The sequence below is a fragment of the Chitinophaga sp. YR627 genome (assembly GCF_900114995.1).
In the GTDB taxonomy this organism is placed as follows: Bacteria; Bacteroidota; Bacteroidia; order Chitinophagales; family Chitinophagaceae; genus Chitinophaga.
This window is the reverse complement of the sequence record NZ_FOUX01000005.1, coordinates 864,644-883,074: the sequence shown is the minus strand read 5'-3', so window position 1 is coordinate 883,074 and position 18,431 is coordinate 864,644. Positions and strand designations below refer to the sequence as shown.

The window sequence follows — 18,431 nt, the reverse complement described above, 5'->3', positions numbered from 1 at the left end:
TATATGTGCCAGATCTATTAAATTATGTTAATTCTGGACTTTTTTTATGATCTTATCATGTGCCTGTTACAACAGGGAGGGGTGTGATTTTAGTAAAACAGCGACTCCTTGGCCAGGAACCGCATTGATCTGTACTTCATAGTTGATCTGCTTTGCGCGATAGTGTATATTTTTGATGCCGTTGCCCCTGATAATGTTATCTGACGAATAGCCTTGGCCGTTATCCTGTATTAATACGGTAATATTGGCGCCTGATATATGGAATTCAATGATGATTTTGTTACACCTGGCGTATTTCAGACTGTTATTGACCGCTTCCTTGGTGATCATAAGGAGATTTCTCTTTTCCTTTTTACCCAGCTTAACCGGCTGCGTATAATTTTTTATGATGAGTAGCTCTACTGCACTTGCATTGGCTACTGGTAACAGCAGGTATTGTAGTCTGTTGAGTAATTCGTCTACAGAGTCATTGTTGTCATCCAATACCCATATCATATCTCTCAGCCCTTCAGACGCCTGTTTGAGTGAATCTTTGATATTCAGAAAATACGGTTGTTTTTCCTGTGCATGTTCTGCCATATGGGCAAATAGCTTTATGGCATTTAATACGCTGCCGATATCATCATGCAGGTCTCCGGCAATTTCCTGCCGCATTTCCCTCAATGCTTCCTGTTGCCGTTTTAATTGTCTGATACGCCAGGCGTAAAGGCTGTAGGTGATCCCGATGATCAGCAGCGCTACTGCCAGGTAGAACCACCAGGTCTGAAACCATCTGGGCTGTACCGTCAATGCCAGTGTCCTGGATATACTCAGGTAGCCGTCTTCGTTGGCGGCTCTGGCTTCGAGATGATAGGTGCCTGGTCCCATACCTATCAGGTTGATGAAGTCCTGGTTACCTAATGCAATCCAGTTGGTATCCCGTTCTTTGATGCGATATGCATAGGTGAGTCTGTCAGCGTTGCTATAGTTAATACCCCTGAAAGAAAGTCTTGCCTGGAGCCAGTTATCAGGGATGCTGATCTTGTTTAGAAAGAGATTGCCCGAGTCTATTTGTCTCGTTTTGTCTTTCGTCTGAATAGCTGCATGCAGGATATAAAAACGCGGCTGGAACGGATTTTTCTGCACGAGTGCAGGCGTGATCTTCGTAAAGCCATTGGCGCCACCGAAATAGATGTAGCCATTCGCATGCAGACCACTATATTCTTCAAATTCATTTGCCTGTAAACCTTCTTTTTTTGTGAATAAACGCATGCTTTTCTCATCTGTATCAAACAGGATAATTCCTTTGTTACTTGATACAAACAGACGTTTGTCAATGGGAATGATCTTATAGATCTCAGCAGTGGGAAGTCCTTCTTTTAATCCATATATTTTTACAATCCTGAACTGCCGGTCTATTTGCACGATCCCTGTTCCATAGACAGCCGCCCAGAAATAGCCACCCGATTCACAGATATCCAGTATGATATTAAGCGGGAGGGTGGTAATAGGGTTTAGGAGTGTAGGGTGTGTGATCGTCCCTGTTTTGATATGGTAGACAGAAAGCTGGTTGTCGCATAATATGATAATCTGTTCCCCATTACTGGCAGGGTATAGTGTATTGAGTGTATTGGATTTCAGTGAGGGTGATTTTGATCCGGAGTTAATAATCACCAGCTTTTTCTTTTGTGGATACCAGCAATAGATACCATTTGCATTGTCACTGGCAAAAAGATACAGACTATCACCAATATTCGTGCTGCTGATAATAAGATCATGTGCAAGACCTGATAACTCAGGGAATCTTTTCGTAATACTGATTTCCCGGAAGTTCTGGTCGAGCAGGAATGTTTTACCTGATTGTGAGGCGATCTGCAGATCGTCCATAAAGGGAGCTATGAAATTCACATTCTGTCCTGTATACACCTTCGATAAATCATCATGATACTCCCTGTAAATGCCATCTGTGGCTGCAATCATGATGGAGGAATCACTACGACTGCACATCGCATAAGCAAGCGGAATCTTTACTTTGCCATCAGAAGATTTATAATAGGCGGTGAATGGACAGTCAATATTTGCAATGGTTGATAATCCTTTCCCGGAAATGATATATAAGCTGTTTTCTGTCTGAAGCGTGCCTTTTGCTTCGCTTATCCAGGACTGCATCTCCGGATCTCTGGCCGCATTATATGCGGTGATCTCTCCTTTGCTGATAGTATATCGCCATAAATGATTATCACAGATCAGCCAGAGATTATCACCATAAAGCTGAATATCCCTGCAATTGCTATTTTGAAAGGAGAGGGGCAGTGGTTTATAAAAAGAAGGCGCTTTGGTAGCCTCGTTGCTAAGTACATTGTAGTAGCGCAAGCCTTTGTTGGTTGCCAGTACACAGATGCTATCGTTTATTGGAAGGATCTTATTTACGTCAACCCCCTGAACCGCATCTGCCTGTATATTTAAATGTCCTTTGCTAAGTAGTTTGAGGTCGGTTGAACAGTTATAAACATCTCCGGATGATAGAAATATACTGAGTCTTCCATTGAGGAATGTATAGTTGGATATAATGTAGGCGAGTTTTCCATAAGTTTTAAAAAAGACCTGTCTGACTATTTTTTGCTTCCGGGTGTCGTATTTCAGGAAATGTCCTTCATCCGTACTTATATACAGGAAATCACCATCGGCAATACATTTTGTTACCGTGACAGGTCTGCCATCCGGCAGACTGGCTAAGGGACATTGTTGCCTGACCAGCCCTGTTTGCAGGTCTATGATGGAGATACCACCATAGGGTGTTACTGCAAACAGACTGAGACTGTCTTTAGAGAATGAGATGTCAGCAACATCATTATTCAAAATACTGTATCTGCTATCGGGGCTGAGTGGACGGTAGTTTGTAAAGTTATGTCCATCGAAGCGGCTTAAGCCTCCTTGTGTTGCCAGCCATATAAAACCGAATTGATCCTGAATAATTTTTCTTATATTTAGTGACGCCAGGCCATCATCCTGGTTGAATGTATTTAGCGGGACAATTTCTTTTGACTGACCACACATTTCTTTTACACAACCCAGCAACACAAACAATAAAAAAAGTCTGATTATGGCTCGTTTTGATGTGACCATTGTGGTAATAGTTCAATTTGTAGGGGATGGGGCGGACGTATTTACTAAAGAAATTTTTGATGCTATTGATCTTTCCTCAAATATCAGATACGCTTTCTTATGTATAGATAAGGATAATTCCTGTAAAATAGAAATATTCCACAACAGGAAGAAGCAGAAAGAAGTTGAACTGGAGGATAAAGATTTTTATGATACTGACCCTGAAAAAGGCGCACTTCCTATCTTTTTAAGAGAATATGTACTTACTGATGACAAGGAACCTGTCATTTCTGATCGCTATATGATGTTTACTATTGGTCACGGCGCTGGTTTTGGTATTATGACCAAACCTGGAGTAATAAACAAGATCAATATGGCAGCGGCCAGGAATGGTTTCGTTAAAAGTAATTTATTTATCGAAGAAATAGCATCTGTTCAGGAAGATCAGAATCATCTGCTTGAGATTCTGGCTAACAGTTTTAAGAGCAATAAATACAAAATTAAGCGACTAACTTCATATGATTTTCTAAAAAGAAGTAATACCGGATTTGCAAGAAAAAATAGGCATCTGATAGCTGAAAAGAAAAAAGACAATTTAAGTTCGCCTGACGTCAACTACTTAACCAGTTTTCAGTTTGCTTTAATAATAGAGCGTGAATTTAGTGAAGCAAAGCGAAAATATAATTTCGCATATAATGATAATATTCCTTTTGACCTGATTCTGCATGTTAATTGTTATATGCAGACGATTGAAAATGGTTATGCATTGAGAAAGGTTGCAAAGTATCTTTGTGCTACAGAAGTTGGCTTTCCAACATATGGGATCTCATATAAGATGGTTTTTAAGGCAATTGCGGGAAATCCGACGCTCGATATTGAAACTACGTGTTTTGATGTAATAAAGGAGGCTTTTTATACACGCAGGCAGACGGCGATCACCTCTGCATATGGAGATCGTGGGAAAGTGGCTTTGTCCTTGAATAGACTATCAGAGTATAAATTAGTGTACGACCAGCTTTCCAAGATGTCTGTAGTATTCGACAAAGCGTTTGAAAACAAACTGGGTAAAAGATCCTTATGCTGCCATGTCTATCAGGTACGTGAGGATGGGAGATTTGGAAATTTTAAAGGCCCGCAACTTGATGACAAACTTTCATTTCTTGATATAACAAATTTTTTGTCAGATCTGGTTGATGACATTAAAGATTATTGGACACCGGAACTTCAGATCGCTATAGAGGAGTTGATGAAGTTGTGTAAACGTGCAAAAGCTGCTATCCCTTTCGCTACTTATGAAGTGGGGTCGCCATTTTATCCGACATCGCTTGCTATTTTCTTTCCACGAAGAAACCGCTCATTGCCAGAAGATGATGAATTTCAGTTACAGCAGATTTTGAAATTTTATTCAGACAATGAATTTTCAAAATGTCAATTCTGGGATGAATTTCTCAAAAGGTATCTTGATGAGAAATTATCTTTAGACAAAAAATGCAATCAAAAAGTAAAAGACGCTGATACTTTTTGATTGCATCCCTGTTTTAATTGGGAATATTATATTCCCCACCTTGTTTTTCCAATATCGGGAACCCCCATTGTAAATAACACTGCGTTACTTCCTTCAGAGCGGCTTACTTGTATCATTTTGTTAAAAACTTTATTAGTAAAAGATTTTTTGTCGACGTTGTCGAATTTTATGTAGACTACTTCATCTCCCATAGGATTGTGAGTCTCTTCTGGCTTAAAGTTGCTGGTTTTGATGATTCCTTCTACTTCAATTTCGAATTCTACTTTTAACCTAATTTTTCCTTCACCATTTTCTAAACAAGTTGCGTTAAAACCAAGCGTCTTACTGGGAATTATACTGGTGGTGTCAGATAGGGGAATGACGTCTATAATAACGCCTGGATTCATTTCAATACCAGCAAGATCTTTCTGGAGGAAAGTTGATGGTCTTGCGGGCGTTATTGGGGTTGCAGTAGTTACAGTAGTTATAGTAGTTACAGTAGTGACGGAAGTTGCAGGCGTTGTAGTAGTTTCGTGAGTTACATTTTCTTTCATAAAATATATTTTTGGTTGAAAATATCGTGAGGACTATCATTTAATTGAGGTAAGTAAAGAGCGTAACAGCACGTGTTGATAACAAATTTCCTAAAACAGGCCTCCATCCACAATGTGTAAAACACGTCATTCCGGGAGGGGGATTTCCCCGGGGGATGTAGCATTGTGCTATCAGCCGTTGCCCACCAGGCAGCCCCCCAATCATTCCCCACCGCTTTTGAAGGGACACAATTTAATATACGCTTAGTGTGTTTTGAGGAATGCTTCTTCATATTGTGGGATTAATGGTGGAATAATGACGTCCATATGTTGCTCCGGACGATCAGGATTGACTTAAAAGTAAGCATTACGCATCCTTTCAAAAATACCAACTACTTTGTATTTTTTGGAAGGATGCGTAATAGCGTTGTTATAAAGGGGATGGAAATACAGGGGACATGACAATCCCTTTACCTGTTAGCACAGGTACCTGACATGCATACAGATGGAGACATTGAAAGTTGGTTGGCTACAGAGAAAGAACGTTGTGCTTATCAGGCTGCGGCTTTTTTGCCAGCTATTTTCTTTCTGGTTTTAGTTGTCTTCGTAACGGGAGCCACAGTTGCCTGTGCCGGGATATGTTCTTTTACATACGCTTCCAGCGTAGTCTTCAGTTCAACCTGCACGGTGCCTTTCTTTTCAGGTGCTGCCTTACCGGAGATGACAGCCTGTGTCATTTCAACGAAGTTTCTGATCGCGTCCGGCGTAAAGCCGATACCATGTAAAGTGCTTTCCCAGTCTTCTCTGCGGATCTGTACTGCCTTCACCTCCTTACCCAATACGGCTGAAAATGCTGCTGCCACATCATTGCTGCTGTACATTGCGGGACCGGTGAGTTCATATATTTTGCCATCTTCTTCCTCTTTTTGTATAACATTGGCAACAAATGCAGCCACTTCTTCAGGTGATACCATCGGAAGCGCTAAATCTACCGGGAAGAATGTTGGTAAAATTCCTTTCTCCTGTACTGATTCCAGGTACATCATCCAGTTGCTGAAATAGTATGAAGGACGTACAAATGTCTGTTTGACAGGCATAGCAGTAAATGCATGTTCCAGCAGATAGGACATTACCAGGTTACCGGTACCTGTTTCATATTGCGCACCGATGGAGGATAAACCCACAAGTCTCTTGATAGGGGAGTTGGCCAGAGCCTTTCTATAGTTATCGAGAATGTCGATTGTTTCTCCTATCACATTACGTTCATGATGTGTCTCGGGAGTAATGGCAAACAGGGTACTGCCATCCTGAAAGGCTTTTACCAGTGCGGGAAGATCATTGGCGTCAGCTATGGCTACGTCTGCGCCGAGTGCTTTCAATTGGGGAGCCTTCTTTTCGTCTCTGATAATACCTTTAACGTGTTCTCTGCGTTGGATAAGATGGGATACTATGCCAGAACCGACCCGTCCTGACGCGCCTAATATAATATGCATAAAACTTTGGGTTTTTTGGAGATACACCAAAAATTAGTCCATACATAACAAAACAGGCTACTGTTTTTACAGATAGCCTGTTCCCGGATAGGAATAGGGCATCTTATTTTTAGTTCTGGTTAAAGGTCAGGTATTCTCCGCTGTCGTCGTTATCGTCCTTCAGCTTGATTTCAGTAGCACTCAGAGAAATAATTTCCCAATCATCTGTCAATTCTCCGAGGGGTTTATTGGCGTCTGATTTTATTCCAAAATTTAAGTTAAATTTTTTCGAACTGCTGCTGGCACTCCAACTGCCATTTTTGCTTGTCCCTGATTTTGTTGCCACGGCCGTTCCATTACTGTCAAAAGTGAAGGTATAACCACTGAAATCGCTGGTTTCATCTTTACCGCTGTCGGTAAACAATGTCACCCGCCATGTGCCCGTTGTAGGGGCATCCGGATTGATTGAAGGCGTCGGATTATTATCATCATTGTTACTGCATGACATGACACATGCACAAAAGAACATAGCTAGTATCCAGCTGCTTCTCTTCATATACGTGAGTTTTATTGGTTTCGATGGGGCTTCTAACTTATTAATACGGATATATCAGACATTTGGTTGCCTTGGGGAATAATAATTTAATTTGGCACTGTCCGCCGGTATGACGAACTTTTATACAACAATATCATTGTATGAAAAATCTCCACACTTTATGGACCACGGCCATACTTAATGTTATTGCTGTGAATGCTTTCGGGCAGACTATCAAAGGCACTTATGCCATTCAAAATGTTCAGACCGGCATCTATCTGCGGATAAAAGATGCAGATACAAGAAATGGAACGCCTATCGTTGCTTACACGCCGGTGAACTGGAAATGTGTCACCTGGGACTTCCAGCAGGTAAATGGGGATACCTATGAGCTTAAAAACCTCTTCTCCGGTAAAACCATGCAACCTGTTGATGAAAAACCATCCGCAGGTACTACCCTCGAAGAACAACCCGTGGCAGCAGGGAAATCCAGTCAGCAGTATGAATTTATACCTGTTGACAAAGGTACCTATCTCATTCGCCTGAAAGGGTCAGAACTGTACCTCACGCCTGCCGACGACAATGGGACTGTCAACGCAAAAGTCCTCCTCGCAAAGAAGAATAACTCAAAACTACAGCACTGGACGATCCACGAACAGCAGCCTACCATGTAATAATGTCATTCCTGCCGGTTCTGGTGCGCTTACAAGCCTGCCTGAGCTGGCAGGGATGTTATGCTATTGTCCGGCTTTCGCGTATTTCCTGGTTGTCTGATCCGAGGTCGCTTTAACCCCATTCTGTTTTCTGTTGTAGCAGGCTTCCCATATCTGCCACCTGATTCCCATTCGCCCAGACTATTTTCCAGATACCCTTCCAGGGCGCTATAAACCCAGGAACCCTCCCTCATTTACATCATCAACTAAATTTTTCTTTTTAAAACTAAATATTTAGTTTTAGCCTCAAATGCTATAAGATGAATTACCTGCAATCTTTACTATGCCTGCTTTTCTTATGCACAATGACAGACAGACTGGCGGCACAATCCACCCTGGACAGGAACCGCGTAATGGAATACCTCCAGGACCTGCAGTACGACGAAGCCATTGCCTACCTTCAACCCACTATTGACAGTAATAATGCGCAGCACGTTTCCCTGCTCGCCTATACCTACTACCAGGCCGGAAAGGTCTCAGATGCCATTAATCAGTATCAGCGGGTATTACAGCTCGATAGTAATCATATCACTGCCCATCAGTATATCGCCTCTATGAACATGCAGCAGGAGCAGCCGTTTTCTGCTATTGCACACTATAAACGGATCGTTCAGCTGCGTCCGCAGAACGCAGCCGCATGGAAACAACTGGGGATGGCAGGCTTTACTGCCAGACAGTCCGACTCTGCTTTTATATGGCTGACAAAGGCCTATGAACTCAATCCCACAGATGCCAGAGTAGTATCCAGACTGGCGGAAGAATGGATCGACAGAAAGCGCCTGGGTATGTCAGATACGCTGATCAATACCTACCTCGCCAAAGACTCCGGCAGTGCTTTCGTACTGATGACAGGCGCCCGGGTATCTTTCCTGCTAAAGGATTATAAACGCACGTTGACAATGGGAGATAAGCTGAAAACGTTCAATGTTGCCTCTCCTAATGCATTTCTTTATGTCGCCGCAGCAGCATTCAACCTTAACAGATTTAAGGACTGTATTGCCGTGCATGATTATCTCGCCGCCCGCATGTCCAGTTCGGAAAATATCATGTACTACGCTGCCATGTCCTATACACAGCTGGGGAAATACCAGGAAAGTAACGACCTGTTGCAGACCTGTATTGATATGGCAAAATCGGCCAGTCTGGATAACTATTATACCGGTATGTCCATCAACTATGAAGCCATGAAACAATATAAGCCGGCCATTGCCAGTCTGGATACCGCCTATTACATGTTCCATCAGCCTTTGAAACAGTATAGTATCGGTCGTATCTATGATGCGCATCTGAAAAATGAAGCAATGGCTACCCGCTACTATAAACGATATATTCAGCTCTATAAAGGAGAAAGTACCGAAGAAAAACAGATCTACGATTACCTTAAAACCCGCTTCCAGAAATAACCTGACATTCTGTACGGGGCATAATCTTTGTGCGGTTCAGGCATGTCAGATAAATCTTTACAGCCTGACCGCTCTCCCATGAGTGGTTTTGTACAGGTAAGGGGTGCAAGGGAACATAATCTCAAAAATGTAGACCTCCTTATCCCCAGAGATGCCCTTGTGGTATTTACTGGTGTATCCGGCTCGGGTAAGTCTTCACTGGCTTTCGGTACCCTGTATGCGGAAGCCCAGCGCCGTTACCTGGAATCCGTTTCACCCTATGCCCGCAGACTGTTTCACCAGATGCCTGTTCCGGAAGTGGATGAAATTGATGGTCTGCCGCCGGCGGTTGCCCTGCAACAGCAACGGGGTACACCAACTACCCGCTCTTCTGTAGGTAGCGTAACCACCTTATCCAACCTGCTGCGTATGTTATACTCCCGCGCAGGAGATTACCCACGCGGACAAGCTATCATCTACGCAGAAGCTTTTTCTCCCAATACTGCCGAAGGGGCCTGTCCGCAATGTCATGGACTGGGTCGTATCTATGACGTCACAGAGCAATCTATGGTGCCGGATGATACACTGACCATCCGGGAAAGGGCAGTTGCGGCATGGCCTACTGCCTGGCAGGGCCAAAATCTGCGGGATATCCTCACCACCCTTGGTTATGATGTGGACACCCCGTGGAAAGACCTGTCGAAAAAAGACCGTAACTGGATCCTTTTCACCGACGATCAGCCTGTCGTTCCTGTTTATCCGGGATACTCGCCTGAAGAGGTTAAACGTGCCCTCAAAAGAAAAGAAGAGCCGAATTATATGGGCACCTTTATGAGTGCCAAGAGATATGTCATGCACACCTTTGCCAATACGCAGAGTGCTATGATGAAAAAGCGTGTCACGCAGTACATGCTCAGTACTGCATGCCCTACCTGCGATGGTAAAAGGCTGCGGAAGGAGTCACTTTCCGTCAAATTCGCGGGTCTCGATATTACCGAAATGTCAAGACTGCCATTAGCGCGTCTGTATAGTACGGTAAAGCCTTATGCAACCAGTAAGACACCATTGAGCGCAGATCATGATCACCCGGAAAAAGCGATCGTGACACAGCGTATTGCCGTAGATCTGGCAGCTCGCCTGGAAGTATTGATGGAACTGGGATTAGGATATCTCACGCTGGAACGCAGCACGCCTACTTTATCTCCTGGTGAATTGCAACGTCTCCGGCTGGCTACACAGGTCCGCTCTAATCTTTTCGGAGTAGTGTATGTACTGGATGAACCCTCTGCTGGTTTGCACCCTGCCGATACGGAGGCTTTATTAAAAGCGCTCGACCGCCTGAAAGTTGCCGGTAACTCGCTCTTTGTGGTAGAACACCAATTGGATGTAATCAGACATGCAGACTGGATCGTGGATGTTGGTCCGGCAGCCGGAGAGCACGGCGGACAAATACTCTATAGTGGTCCGCCGGCAGGACTGGCAGAAGCTAAAGAATCTGTTACCCGCAAATACCTCTTCGAAGAAAATACAGGGATCTCTCACAAACCGCGTACGCCTAAAGCGACGTTGCAACTGAAGGATATTACCCGTAATAACCTGCATCAGTTGTCAGTGGATTTCCCATTGGGTGTATTCACTACAGTCACCGGTATATCCGGTTCGGGCAAATCCAGTCTGGTGAGTCAGGCACTCGTAGAACTGGTGCTGGAAAAATTAGGGCAGCAGCATGCTACAGAAGAAGAAAACGCCGACCTGCTGGAACAGGAAGCCCCTGCCACTCTTGAAGGCTATATCGCAGGCGGAATGGAACATATCAAACGACTGGTGCTGGTGGATCAGCAGCCCATCGGGCGTACACCAAGATCCAACCTGGCGACTTACACCGGATTGTTTGATCATGTACGTAAACTTTTTGCTTCCACTAAGGAGGCTAAAGCCCGTCGTTATGATGCAGGCAGGTTCTCTTTCAATATCGCTAAAGGGCGTTGTGAAAACTGTAACGGGGAAGGTTTCGTTATGGTCGAGCTGTTATTCCTGCCCAGTGTATATGCGCCCTGTCCTGTTTGTGAAGGATCGAGATATAATGCCAAAACACTGGAGATTAAATACCGGAAGAAATCCATCGCCGATGTGTTGCAGATGACCGTGAATGATGCCTGGGACTTCTTTAGTGATGAAGCGACTGTCCATCATTCGCTACACGTATTGCGGGAAGTGGGATTAGGTTATCTCCGGCTGGGGCAACCGGCAACCGAGTTATCAGGAGGAGAGGCGCAACGTATCAAACTGGCGACAGAACTGCAACGTATGGGCCGTGGTAATGCACTCTACATACTGGATGAACCTACTACCGGTTTACATCCTGCGGATGTGGAAAAACTGATGTCACAGCTGAATCGTCTTGTAGATGCCGGTAACACGGTTATTGCGGTAGAGCATAATATGCGCGTACTGGCAGGCAGTGACTGGGTCATTGATATCGGACCCGGTGCAGGAGAGGAGGGCGGTAAAGTGGTGGCCAGCGGAACACCGGCAACCGTAGCCAGAGACCGCAACAGCCGTACCGCCGCATATCTTGCACGTCATCTTAAATAGGCTTAATTTCACGCCACTTTGATAACCGGCAGGATCAATGACTGCCGGTTGCCATTTGTATAAATAATGAATCAATGAGTATTAAACAACCCGACCTGAGAACGGTCAATGTGACCAGGTATGTGACGCCTCTGCGTGAAGGAGGTTCCCTGCCGGCCATTGCCGAAGCGGATGATGGATTCCTGTATGTACTGAAATTTCGTGGCGCCGGCCAGGGTATTAAAGCCCTGATCGCAGAACTGATAGGAGGAGAAGTAGCCCGTACCCTGGGCATGAAGATACCGGAGATCGTATTCGCTAACCTTGATACCGCCTTCGGACGTACAGAGCCGGACGAAGAAATACAGGACCTGCTGAAGGCCAGTGTAGGCTTAAACCTGGCGCTGCATTATCTCTCAGGCGCCATTACCTACGATCCTACTGTCGCCGTAATAGACCCGCTGACGGCCTCTCAGATCGTATGGATGGATTGCCTGCTGACCAACGTAGACCGTACGCCCCGTAATACAAATATGCTGATGTGGCACAGGGAACTGTGGCTGATCGATCATGGCGCATCCCTGTATTTCCATCATTCCTGGGATAACTGGGAAGAACAGGCCAAACGTCCTTTTGTGCAGGTAAAAGATCATGTGCTGCTGCCACAGGCATCAGAACTGGAAAAAGCAGACGCTGCCTTCCGTGCTATACTGACAGAAGAACAGATCCGTGCTATCGTTGCCGTAGTGCCGGACGAATGGCTGCTGACCTTATCGCATCATGGTACACCGGAAGAGATCAGAGAGGTATATGCCCGTTTTTTAATCACCCGGATAGCCAATGCCGGAACATTCGTAAATGAAGCGCAAAATGCAAGAAAAACACTTATTTGAGTACGCCGTGATCCGCGTTATGCCGAGAGTGGAACGGGAAGAGTTTCTCAATGCCGGTGTCATTCTCTATTCCAAACAACAGAGATTCTTACAGGCGATCATTACGCTGAATGAAGAACGGCTCCGGGCTTTCTCTCCTGAAACAGATATAGAAGAGGTAAAATCCTACCTTGAGGCATTTGCCTGCATATGTAAGGGTGGTAAAGAGGCAGGACCTATCGGACAACTGGATCTGGCTTCCCGCTTCCGCTGGCTGACAGCTACCCGTAGTACGGTGGTACAGGCAGGGAAGGTACATCCCGGCTTCTGTAGTGATCTGCCGCAGGCACTGGCCAGATTACATGAACAGCTGGTGTTATAACTGGTGATATATAGCAGTTTTCTACCTGCTGATCGCTTCTAAAGACATCCTTTTAGGTATAACTTCACTTTTGTACTATATCCGGCTATTTATTAGTTAAACTATAGTCATCTATCATTCATCCTTGGTTGCTGATCGAAGCATGAACGATGGATGACTATAGCCTGAGTATGATCAGGATAATGCAGGCAGACAGGCTTTCAACACACCAAAGGTCGTTCATAATACTGCACATATACGTCTCCGGAATGCTTATGTTAAGTTTTTTGTATGCTCTTTTTTGTATGTACTTTTTGGTTAGATTTACAACAAACAACCCCGTAGCCCGATGTCTTTACACGTAAGCACCTTACAACTGTTCCGCCGGAAAGAAGCAGATTCCCTGCCTCGTTTTCTTGATCTTGTACAGACTTGTAATGATCATAGTGAAGCCACCAGGCTCCAATACATCTATGATGGGAACGCTTACAATGCTTATACTTCCCCTGCTGCGCTGGAAAAGGCTTTTGCCGATCTGGAGCAATACTGGGATAAAGGCGATTATGATAAAGACGTGATCCTGTTCACCGACAGAGAGCATCCATTATTCTCTCTCGTACATACGGACCCGTTTGAATATACACATGAAGATACAGCTGCCTTTACCTTTAATGGTGGCAGACCATTATTACAACCACAGGGACATTTCTCCTACTATACCTTCCATGACTTCTTTGTGGCTGTTATAGCCGCCTATAAGGCGACCTATGCTGCCGTATATGATACGGACCTTGAAACGCTTATTTCCTTTGCTTCTTTTTATGGTGAAGTGGAAATAGATGAAGAGATCTCCACACCGGAAATTGTATTGGAAACACCGGAACACCTGACTGCCCGTATCGGCCGTGTCATCTCACCGGAATTGTTTAATCCGCTGGAAATTCCACCGGCTATCTATTGGTTCAACTATTGGAATGAGGCGCAGGTAAGAGCAGTGGGAGAAGAGAAGATAAAACAGGCGCCATTCGAAGTGATAGAAAAAAGAGCAGATGGTGGTTATATCCTTGTTGTACAGAAAGAGAACTTTGATACCCATAATACAGCACACCTGGAAAGATTAGCGGCTCTTTACGATCACTTTGATCTGTATAGCCTGCAACAGGGAGGGGACTGACCGATTCGCTGGCGCAGATCTTGTATACTGTTATCTATAATAGTATCATATGCCAGAAGGTCCATCCATTGTTATACTAAAAGAAGAAGTACAATCTTTCAGGGGAAAGGAGGTCATTGATGTGGCCGGATATGCAAAGATCGACCTGGAAAGACTCCGCAATAAAAAGATCATTGCCTTCAAAAGCTGGGGCAAACACTTCCTGATCTGTTTTAAAGGATTTACTGTGAGGATTCACCTGCTGATGTTCGGCACCTACAGGATCAATGAGCAAAAGAACAGTAATCCGGTATTACATCTGCAATTTGCGAAAGGCGAACTGAATTTCTACACCTGCGCTGTCAGGATCATAGATGAACCGCTGGATGAGGTCTATGACTGGAGCGGCGATATCATGAATGAAGCCTGGGACCCCGGAAAAGCCATGAAAAAACTGAAGGAGGTACCTGACATGCTGGTAGCTGATGCCCTCCTGAATCAGGATATTTTTGCCGGTTCCGGTAATATTATCAAGAATGAGGTCCTGTTCCGTATCAGGGTACATCCGGAGACCAGCGTCGGGGAGCTGCCGCTAAAAAAGAAACGTGAATTAGTGAAGGAAGTGGTGAACTACAGCTTTGATTTCCTGCACTGGAAGAAGGAATATAAGCTCAGGGACCACTGGCTGGCACATACAAAGAAGATCTGTCCCCGTTGTCATATTCCCTTTCACAAAGCATATATAGGCAAGACAAAGCGACGTACCTTTTATTGTACCAATTGTCAGATCAGGTATTACGATACTAAATAAAACGGCCGCATCCTGTAATGATGCGGCCGTTTTATTTAGTATTTACGGTACTTATACCGGACTGTTCCCAATAGTTCTTTTTTCTTTCCGTAACATTCTTCCTGTGTAGGCAGACCTTTCTCATCATAGCTATATCTCCAGATGGTATAGGTTGCCGTTTCTCCGTTTACTGTGGTCATTGCCCCAAGACGGTTCTGCGCGTCATAATCGAAGATATAATCAGGCAGCATCTTTTTACGGGTAGGCGAGTAACGCACGATGTCGCTCAACAGGCCCTGGTCATTGTATTTGTAGTAAATACGGCGGCCTTTAGAGCCTTTTCCGGTTTCAATCTCTTCGGATACCTGTCCGAGAGAGTCCAGCGTAAAGGTGACCGTTGTAGAGTCTTCTATTCTATCTCCATGAAAATGAATCATTTGAGATAAACGACCCTGTTGGTCGTATGAATAGCGGCGGGTCTCCGTGAATTTATACTTAGTCTTGGGCTCGTATGAAGTCAGGTATACCTCCTGGATCTTACCGCTCGTATCGTTGGTATTACGCATGTAGATCACGGTGGTAATGATACTCCTGGTGCTATCTATGGTCTTGGTCAGCTTTCCCTTTGTGTTGAAATAAGAGGTCATTGCTGAATACCCTGTGGACCGGGATACCGTTACAGATCGGATCTGGCGAAAGTTAGGTGATAGCTCCCGCGTACAACGGAAATCATTGTCGCTATTGCGATCCTCATCAAAACTTTGCACAACCTGGGCTACTATCTTATTGTCCTTCAGCAGGGCCATATTTGCCTCGGTACGGGCAGTATTAACAATGTCCTGGTAGTAAAATTGGGCGGAAACAGACAAGTTTAACCCAAAAAATGCCATAACAAGCAAAAAAATGGTTCTTCTCGTGTACATATTAGATACAAAAATAATGATTCAGGAACATTCAGCAGTTCATTTCTGTAAAGATAATTTTTATATTTACCTTCTATAACCTATCAACCACCCATCAACCAGTCAACCGCTTTGAAAACACAGCCACTCAGAATAGAAACGAACTGTCTGAATTGCGGGACGGATGTACCCGGCAGATATTGTACGAACTGCGGCCAGGAAAACATTATCCCCCATGAAACTTTTGGTCATCTGGTAAAGGAATTTGCGGCCGATATCGTCCACTATGATTCTAAAACCACATTGACTTTCAAGTATTTATTTACCCGTCCCGGACATATTACCAAAGAATATACAGCCGGTAAGCGCGTCAAATTTGTACAGCCCATTAAGTTGTATATTTTTTCCTCATTTCTGTTCTTCCTGTTATATTTCGCGCTGACGCCGAAAGAAGATAAGGTGAAAATTGACCAGGAAACAAAAGTGCAACTGGACGCCAACCGGGAGAAAGCAAAGGAGTCTTTTGCCAGTCTGCCGGATTCCTTGAAAGCCGGCGACCTTTCTACAGAAAACTGGTTCAGAAGGTTATATACCTTTGAGGCCAGGGAAAAATATGACTCCTTTCAGTCTACATTACCCGATGAGTACAGGGACGGTCTCTTAGAACGTAAAATGGCCAAATATTATTTTAGTGCAGCCAATAGAGTGGATGATAATGATGAAGAAAGTCAACATGCGGAGGAGGCAGAGGAGGAGGTGTTCCATCACAATTATCCTAAAATGATGTTTGTGCTGTTACCACTTTTTGCACTCTATCTCCGATGGATGTACGACAAAAAGAAATGGTTCTATGCCGATCATGCCATTTTCTCCATTCACATCCATGTGTTCTTCTTTATCTTTTACCTTTTCTGTGCTGCAATGGACCGCCTGTTCGATACAGAGGCGGTCACAAGTACAGGGCTGTTGGTTATATTTGCATATCTGATCATTGCGTTGAAAAATACCTATGGTCAGTCATGGGGAAAATCGGTGCTGAAAGGCTTCCTGCTGACGCTTACCTATCTGGTGACATTGCTGATCGTTTTTATCGGATTTATGGCAACTATGACGCTATTAAATACGTAAATTAGGGAATGCAACCACAATTTATAATCATACACCAGCAGGTAGCCCCGTATGTGGCTCATATACAGTTGAACCGCCCCAAAGAACTCAATGCACTGAACCTCGAACTGATGATGGAGCTCAGAGATGCATTAAAGCTATTAGATGCGGATGACAATGTTCGTGCAATCGTCATCAGCGGTAATGAAAAAGCATTCGCCGCAGGCGCCGATATCAAACAGATGGCAGGGAAAACTGCCATGGATATGTATAACATTGATCAGTTCAGCACCTGGGACACAATAAAAAAAACTAAAAAGCCGTTGATTGCGGCAGTAAGCGGCTTCGCGCTGGGAGGGGGATGTGAGCTGGTGATGCTATGCGATATGATAGTAGCCAGCGAAACAGCGCGGTTCGGACAGCCGGAAATAAAAATTGGCGTCATGCCCGGCGCAGGTGGTACACAACGCCTGACCCGCGCCGTAGGTAAAGCCCTGGCCATGGAAATGGTACTGACGGGTCGCTTTATCACCGCAGAAGAAGCTGCGCGTGCAGGTCTTATCAACCGGGTCGTACCGGTGGAACTTTTCCTGAATGAAGCCGTCAAACTGGCGACTGAAGTAGCTGCTCTGAGCCCGCTGGCGGTAAGAATGGCGAAAGAATCTGTACTGAAAGCATTTGATAGCTCCCTTGAGGAAGGGCTGCATTTTGAACGTAAAAACTTTTATCTGCTGTTTGCCTCTGAAGATCAGAAAGAAGGCATGCAGGCTTTTGTTGATAAGAGAACACCTGTTTTTAAAGGAAAATAAAGCTGCGTATTACGAGCCGAAGCATGCTCAGGAAGTTTCTTCGTAATGCGCAGCAGCAATTCGTAATTGAGACCATGACCATGAACAAAAATCTGGCAGCAGTATACGTCGTAGCTGCCTGTATGCTAGGATGCAAAGAACCGGCTGCTAATAAAGACAGTCAGCAAACAGGAGCTAACCCTCCGCCCACCACAGACACCATGATGACCATCGCAGATACGATTGAACCCACGCAGGTCGCTTCATGGCACTCATTTGAAGCGTTTGAAGGGAAATATATTGCTGAGACAGGCATGCTGCAGAAAGAGCCGCTGAGATCGCGTATTAAGGCACTGTTGGAGAACGAAAAACAGGACCCCCTGTTTGCTGAACGCTTTGATGTGACGCCGCCTGTAGAACTTGAAAATGAGATACTGTATAACCAGGGTTGCCGCCGCCACTATTGTGGTGTGGACGAAGCAGCACTGGCTGTTGATATGCGCCGGGATGTGATCTATATCGGTATTGCCGTAAACGGCGTCGTAAAACTGTTCAGCGAACGGGGAGATTCCACTTTCCCGGAAAAGCTGAGACGCTGGAAACTGAAATTTCCTTCCATGAACTGATACAGAGACGTTATTGACCTGCTCACATAAAAAAA

The 18,431-nt window shown here is 44.6% G+C and carries 16 protein-coding genes; 11 read left to right on the top strand and 5 right to left on the bottom strand.

The genetic code is table 11. The annotated features are described in order from the left end of the window. Nucleotides 1-66 precede the first annotated feature (66 nt). Complete coding sequence (locus tag BMZ72_RS28700) at nucleotides 67-2,838, bottom strand: triple tyrosine motif-containing protein (protein WP_177222961.1); 2,772 nt, start codon at nucleotides 2,836-2,838, stop codon at nucleotides 67-69. Between the two features lie 244 nt (nucleotides 2,839-3,082). Between BMZ72_RS28700 and BMZ72_RS28695 the strand changes: the two genes are divergently transcribed. Then, entirely contained in the window at nucleotides 3,083-4,609 is a 1,527-nt protein-coding gene (locus BMZ72_RS28695) for a clostripain-related cysteine peptidase (protein WP_143087808.1), read from the top strand. 26 nt (nucleotides 4,610-4,635) lie between these two features. Here BMZ72_RS28695 and BMZ72_RS28690 read toward each other — a convergent pair whose 3' ends face one another. The 3 genes from BMZ72_RS28690 to BMZ72_RS28680 form a co-directional block, all read right to left on the bottom strand. Then, nucleotides 4,636-5,142, bottom strand: a complete 507-nt coding sequence (locus BMZ72_RS28690; RefSeq protein ID WP_089813568.1) for a hypothetical protein — start codon at nucleotides 5,140-5,142, stop codon at nucleotides 4,636-4,638. Nucleotides 5,143-5,675: 533 nt separating this feature from the next. After that, complete coding sequence (locus tag BMZ72_RS28685) at nucleotides 5,676-6,614, bottom strand: NmrA family NAD(P)-binding protein (protein WP_089813566.1); 939 nt, start codon at nucleotides 6,612-6,614, stop codon at nucleotides 5,676-5,678. Between the two features lie 109 nt (nucleotides 6,615-6,723). Then, nucleotides 6,724-7,149 (bottom strand): lipocalin family protein, encoded by a 426-nt coding sequence (locus tag BMZ72_RS28680; RefSeq protein WP_089813564.1) that lies wholly within the window; start codon nucleotides 7,147-7,149, stop codon nucleotides 6,724-6,726. A 140-nt stretch (nucleotides 7,150-7,289) separates the two neighbouring features. Between BMZ72_RS28680 and BMZ72_RS28675 the strand changes: the two genes are divergently transcribed. The 7 genes from BMZ72_RS28675 (at nucleotide 7,290) to BMZ72_RS28640 (ending at nucleotide 14,994) form a co-directional block, all read left to right on the top strand. Further along, the gene (locus tag BMZ72_RS28675) at nucleotides 7,290-7,802 is read left to right on the top strand and encodes an RICIN domain-containing protein (protein ID WP_089813562.1); all 513 of its coding nucleotides are present in this window, start codon (nucleotides 7,290-7,292) and stop codon (nucleotides 7,800-7,802) included. 299 nt (nucleotides 7,803-8,101) lie between these two features. Then, a complete protein-coding gene (locus tag BMZ72_RS28665; protein WP_089813558.1) occupies nucleotides 8,102-9,244 on the top strand; it encodes a tetratricopeptide repeat protein in 1,143 nt (380 codons plus the stop codon). 42 nt (nucleotides 9,245-9,286) lie between these two features. Then, the gene (gene uvrA, locus BMZ72_RS28660) at nucleotides 9,287-11,818 is read left to right on the top strand and encodes an excinuclease ABC subunit UvrA (protein WP_089813556.1); all 2,532 of its coding nucleotides are present in this window, start codon (nucleotides 9,287-9,289) and stop codon (nucleotides 11,816-11,818) included. Nucleotides 11,819-11,892: 74 nt separating this feature from the next. Continuing rightward, nucleotides 11,893-12,690 (top strand): HipA family kinase, encoded by a 798-nt coding sequence (locus BMZ72_RS28655; RefSeq protein WP_089813554.1) that lies wholly within the window; start codon nucleotides 11,893-11,895, stop codon nucleotides 12,688-12,690. Next, entirely contained in the window at nucleotides 12,668-13,051 is a 384-nt protein-coding gene (locus BMZ72_RS28650; protein WP_089813552.1) for a DUF3037 domain-containing protein, read from the top strand. The genes BMZ72_RS28655 and BMZ72_RS28650 overlap by 23 nt, the downstream gene beginning before the upstream one ends. A gap of 328 nt (nucleotides 13,052-13,379) precedes the next feature. Further along, on the top strand, nucleotides 13,380-14,204 hold the full coding sequence (locus BMZ72_RS28645) for a DUF5953 family protein (protein WP_089813550.1): 825 nt from the start codon (nucleotides 13,380-13,382) through the stop codon (nucleotides 14,202-14,204). A gap of 49 nt (nucleotides 14,205-14,253) precedes the next feature. Further along, complete coding sequence (locus BMZ72_RS28640; RefSeq protein WP_089813548.1) at nucleotides 14,254-14,994, top strand: DNA-formamidopyrimidine glycosylase family protein; 741 nt, start codon at nucleotides 14,254-14,256, stop codon at nucleotides 14,992-14,994. Nucleotides 14,995-15,029: 35 nt separating this feature from the next. On the opposite strand, the gene BMZ72_RS28635 is transcribed toward BMZ72_RS28640, so the two are convergent. Further along, a complete protein-coding gene (locus tag BMZ72_RS28635; RefSeq protein WP_177222960.1) occupies nucleotides 15,030-15,842 on the bottom strand; it encodes a hypothetical protein in 813 nt (270 codons plus the stop codon). Between the two features lie 165 nt (nucleotides 15,843-16,007). Here BMZ72_RS28635 and BMZ72_RS28630 point away from each other — a divergent pair, with 165 nt between their 5' ends. From BMZ72_RS28630 to BMZ72_RS28620, 3 genes are read left to right on the top strand one after another with little or no spacing between them, the layout of a single operon-like run. Next, complete coding sequence (locus tag BMZ72_RS28630; protein ID WP_177222959.1) at nucleotides 16,008-17,003, top strand: DUF3667 domain-containing protein; 996 nt, start codon at nucleotides 16,008-16,010, stop codon at nucleotides 17,001-17,003. An 8-nt stretch (nucleotides 17,004-17,011) separates the two neighbouring features. Then, complete coding sequence (locus BMZ72_RS28625) at nucleotides 17,012-17,791, top strand: enoyl-CoA hydratase-related protein (protein WP_089813542.1); 780 nt, start codon at nucleotides 17,012-17,014, stop codon at nucleotides 17,789-17,791. 23 nt (nucleotides 17,792-17,814) lie between these two features. Then, complete coding sequence (locus BMZ72_RS28620) at nucleotides 17,815-18,396, top strand: hypothetical protein (RefSeq protein ID WP_089813541.1); 582 nt, start codon at nucleotides 17,815-17,817, stop codon at nucleotides 18,394-18,396. Nucleotides 18,397-18,431 lie beyond the last annotated feature (35 nt).

Coding starts and splice junctions, on each gene's coding strand:
- BMZ72_RS28685 (WP_089813566.1), bottom strand. CDS start 6,614: ATGCATATTATATTAGGCGCGTCAGGACGGGTCGGTTCTGGCATAGTA.
- uvrA (WP_089813556.1), top strand. CDS start 9,287: ATGTCAGATAAATCTTTACAGCCTGACCGCTCTCCCATGAGTGGTTTT.
- BMZ72_RS28695 (WP_143087808.1), top strand. CDS start 3,083: ATGGCTCGTTTTGATGTGACCATTGTGGTAATAGTTCAATTTGTAGGG.
- BMZ72_RS28655 (WP_089813554.1), top strand. CDS start 11,893: ATGAGTATTAAACAACCCGACCTGAGAACGGTCAATGTGACCAGGTAT.
- BMZ72_RS28645 (WP_089813550.1), top strand. CDS start 13,380: ATGTCTTTACACGTAAGCACCTTACAACTGTTCCGCCGGAAAGAAGCA.
- BMZ72_RS28640 (WP_089813548.1), top strand. CDS start 14,254: ATGCCAGAAGGTCCATCCATTGTTATACTAAAAGAAGAAGTACAATCT.
- BMZ72_RS28690 (WP_089813568.1), bottom strand. CDS start 5,142: ATGAAAGAAAATGTAACTCACGAAACTACTACAACGCCTGCAACTTCC.
- BMZ72_RS28680 (WP_089813564.1), bottom strand. CDS start 7,149: ATGAAGAGAAGCAGCTGGATACTAGCTATGTTCTTTTGTGCATGTGTC.
- BMZ72_RS28620 (WP_089813541.1), top strand. CDS start 17,815: ATGCTCAGGAAGTTTCTTCGTAATGCGCAGCAGCAATTCGTAATTGAG.
- BMZ72_RS28675 (WP_089813562.1), top strand. CDS start 7,290: ATGAAAAATCTCCACACTTTATGGACCACGGCCATACTTAATGTTATT.
- BMZ72_RS28625 (WP_089813542.1), top strand. CDS start 17,012: ATGCAACCACAATTTATAATCATACACCAGCAGGTAGCCCCGTATGTG.
- BMZ72_RS28650 (WP_089813552.1), top strand. CDS start 12,668: ATGCAAGAAAAACACTTATTTGAGTACGCCGTGATCCGCGTTATGCCG.
- BMZ72_RS28665 (WP_089813558.1), top strand. CDS start 8,102: ATGAATTACCTGCAATCTTTACTATGCCTGCTTTTCTTATGCACAATG.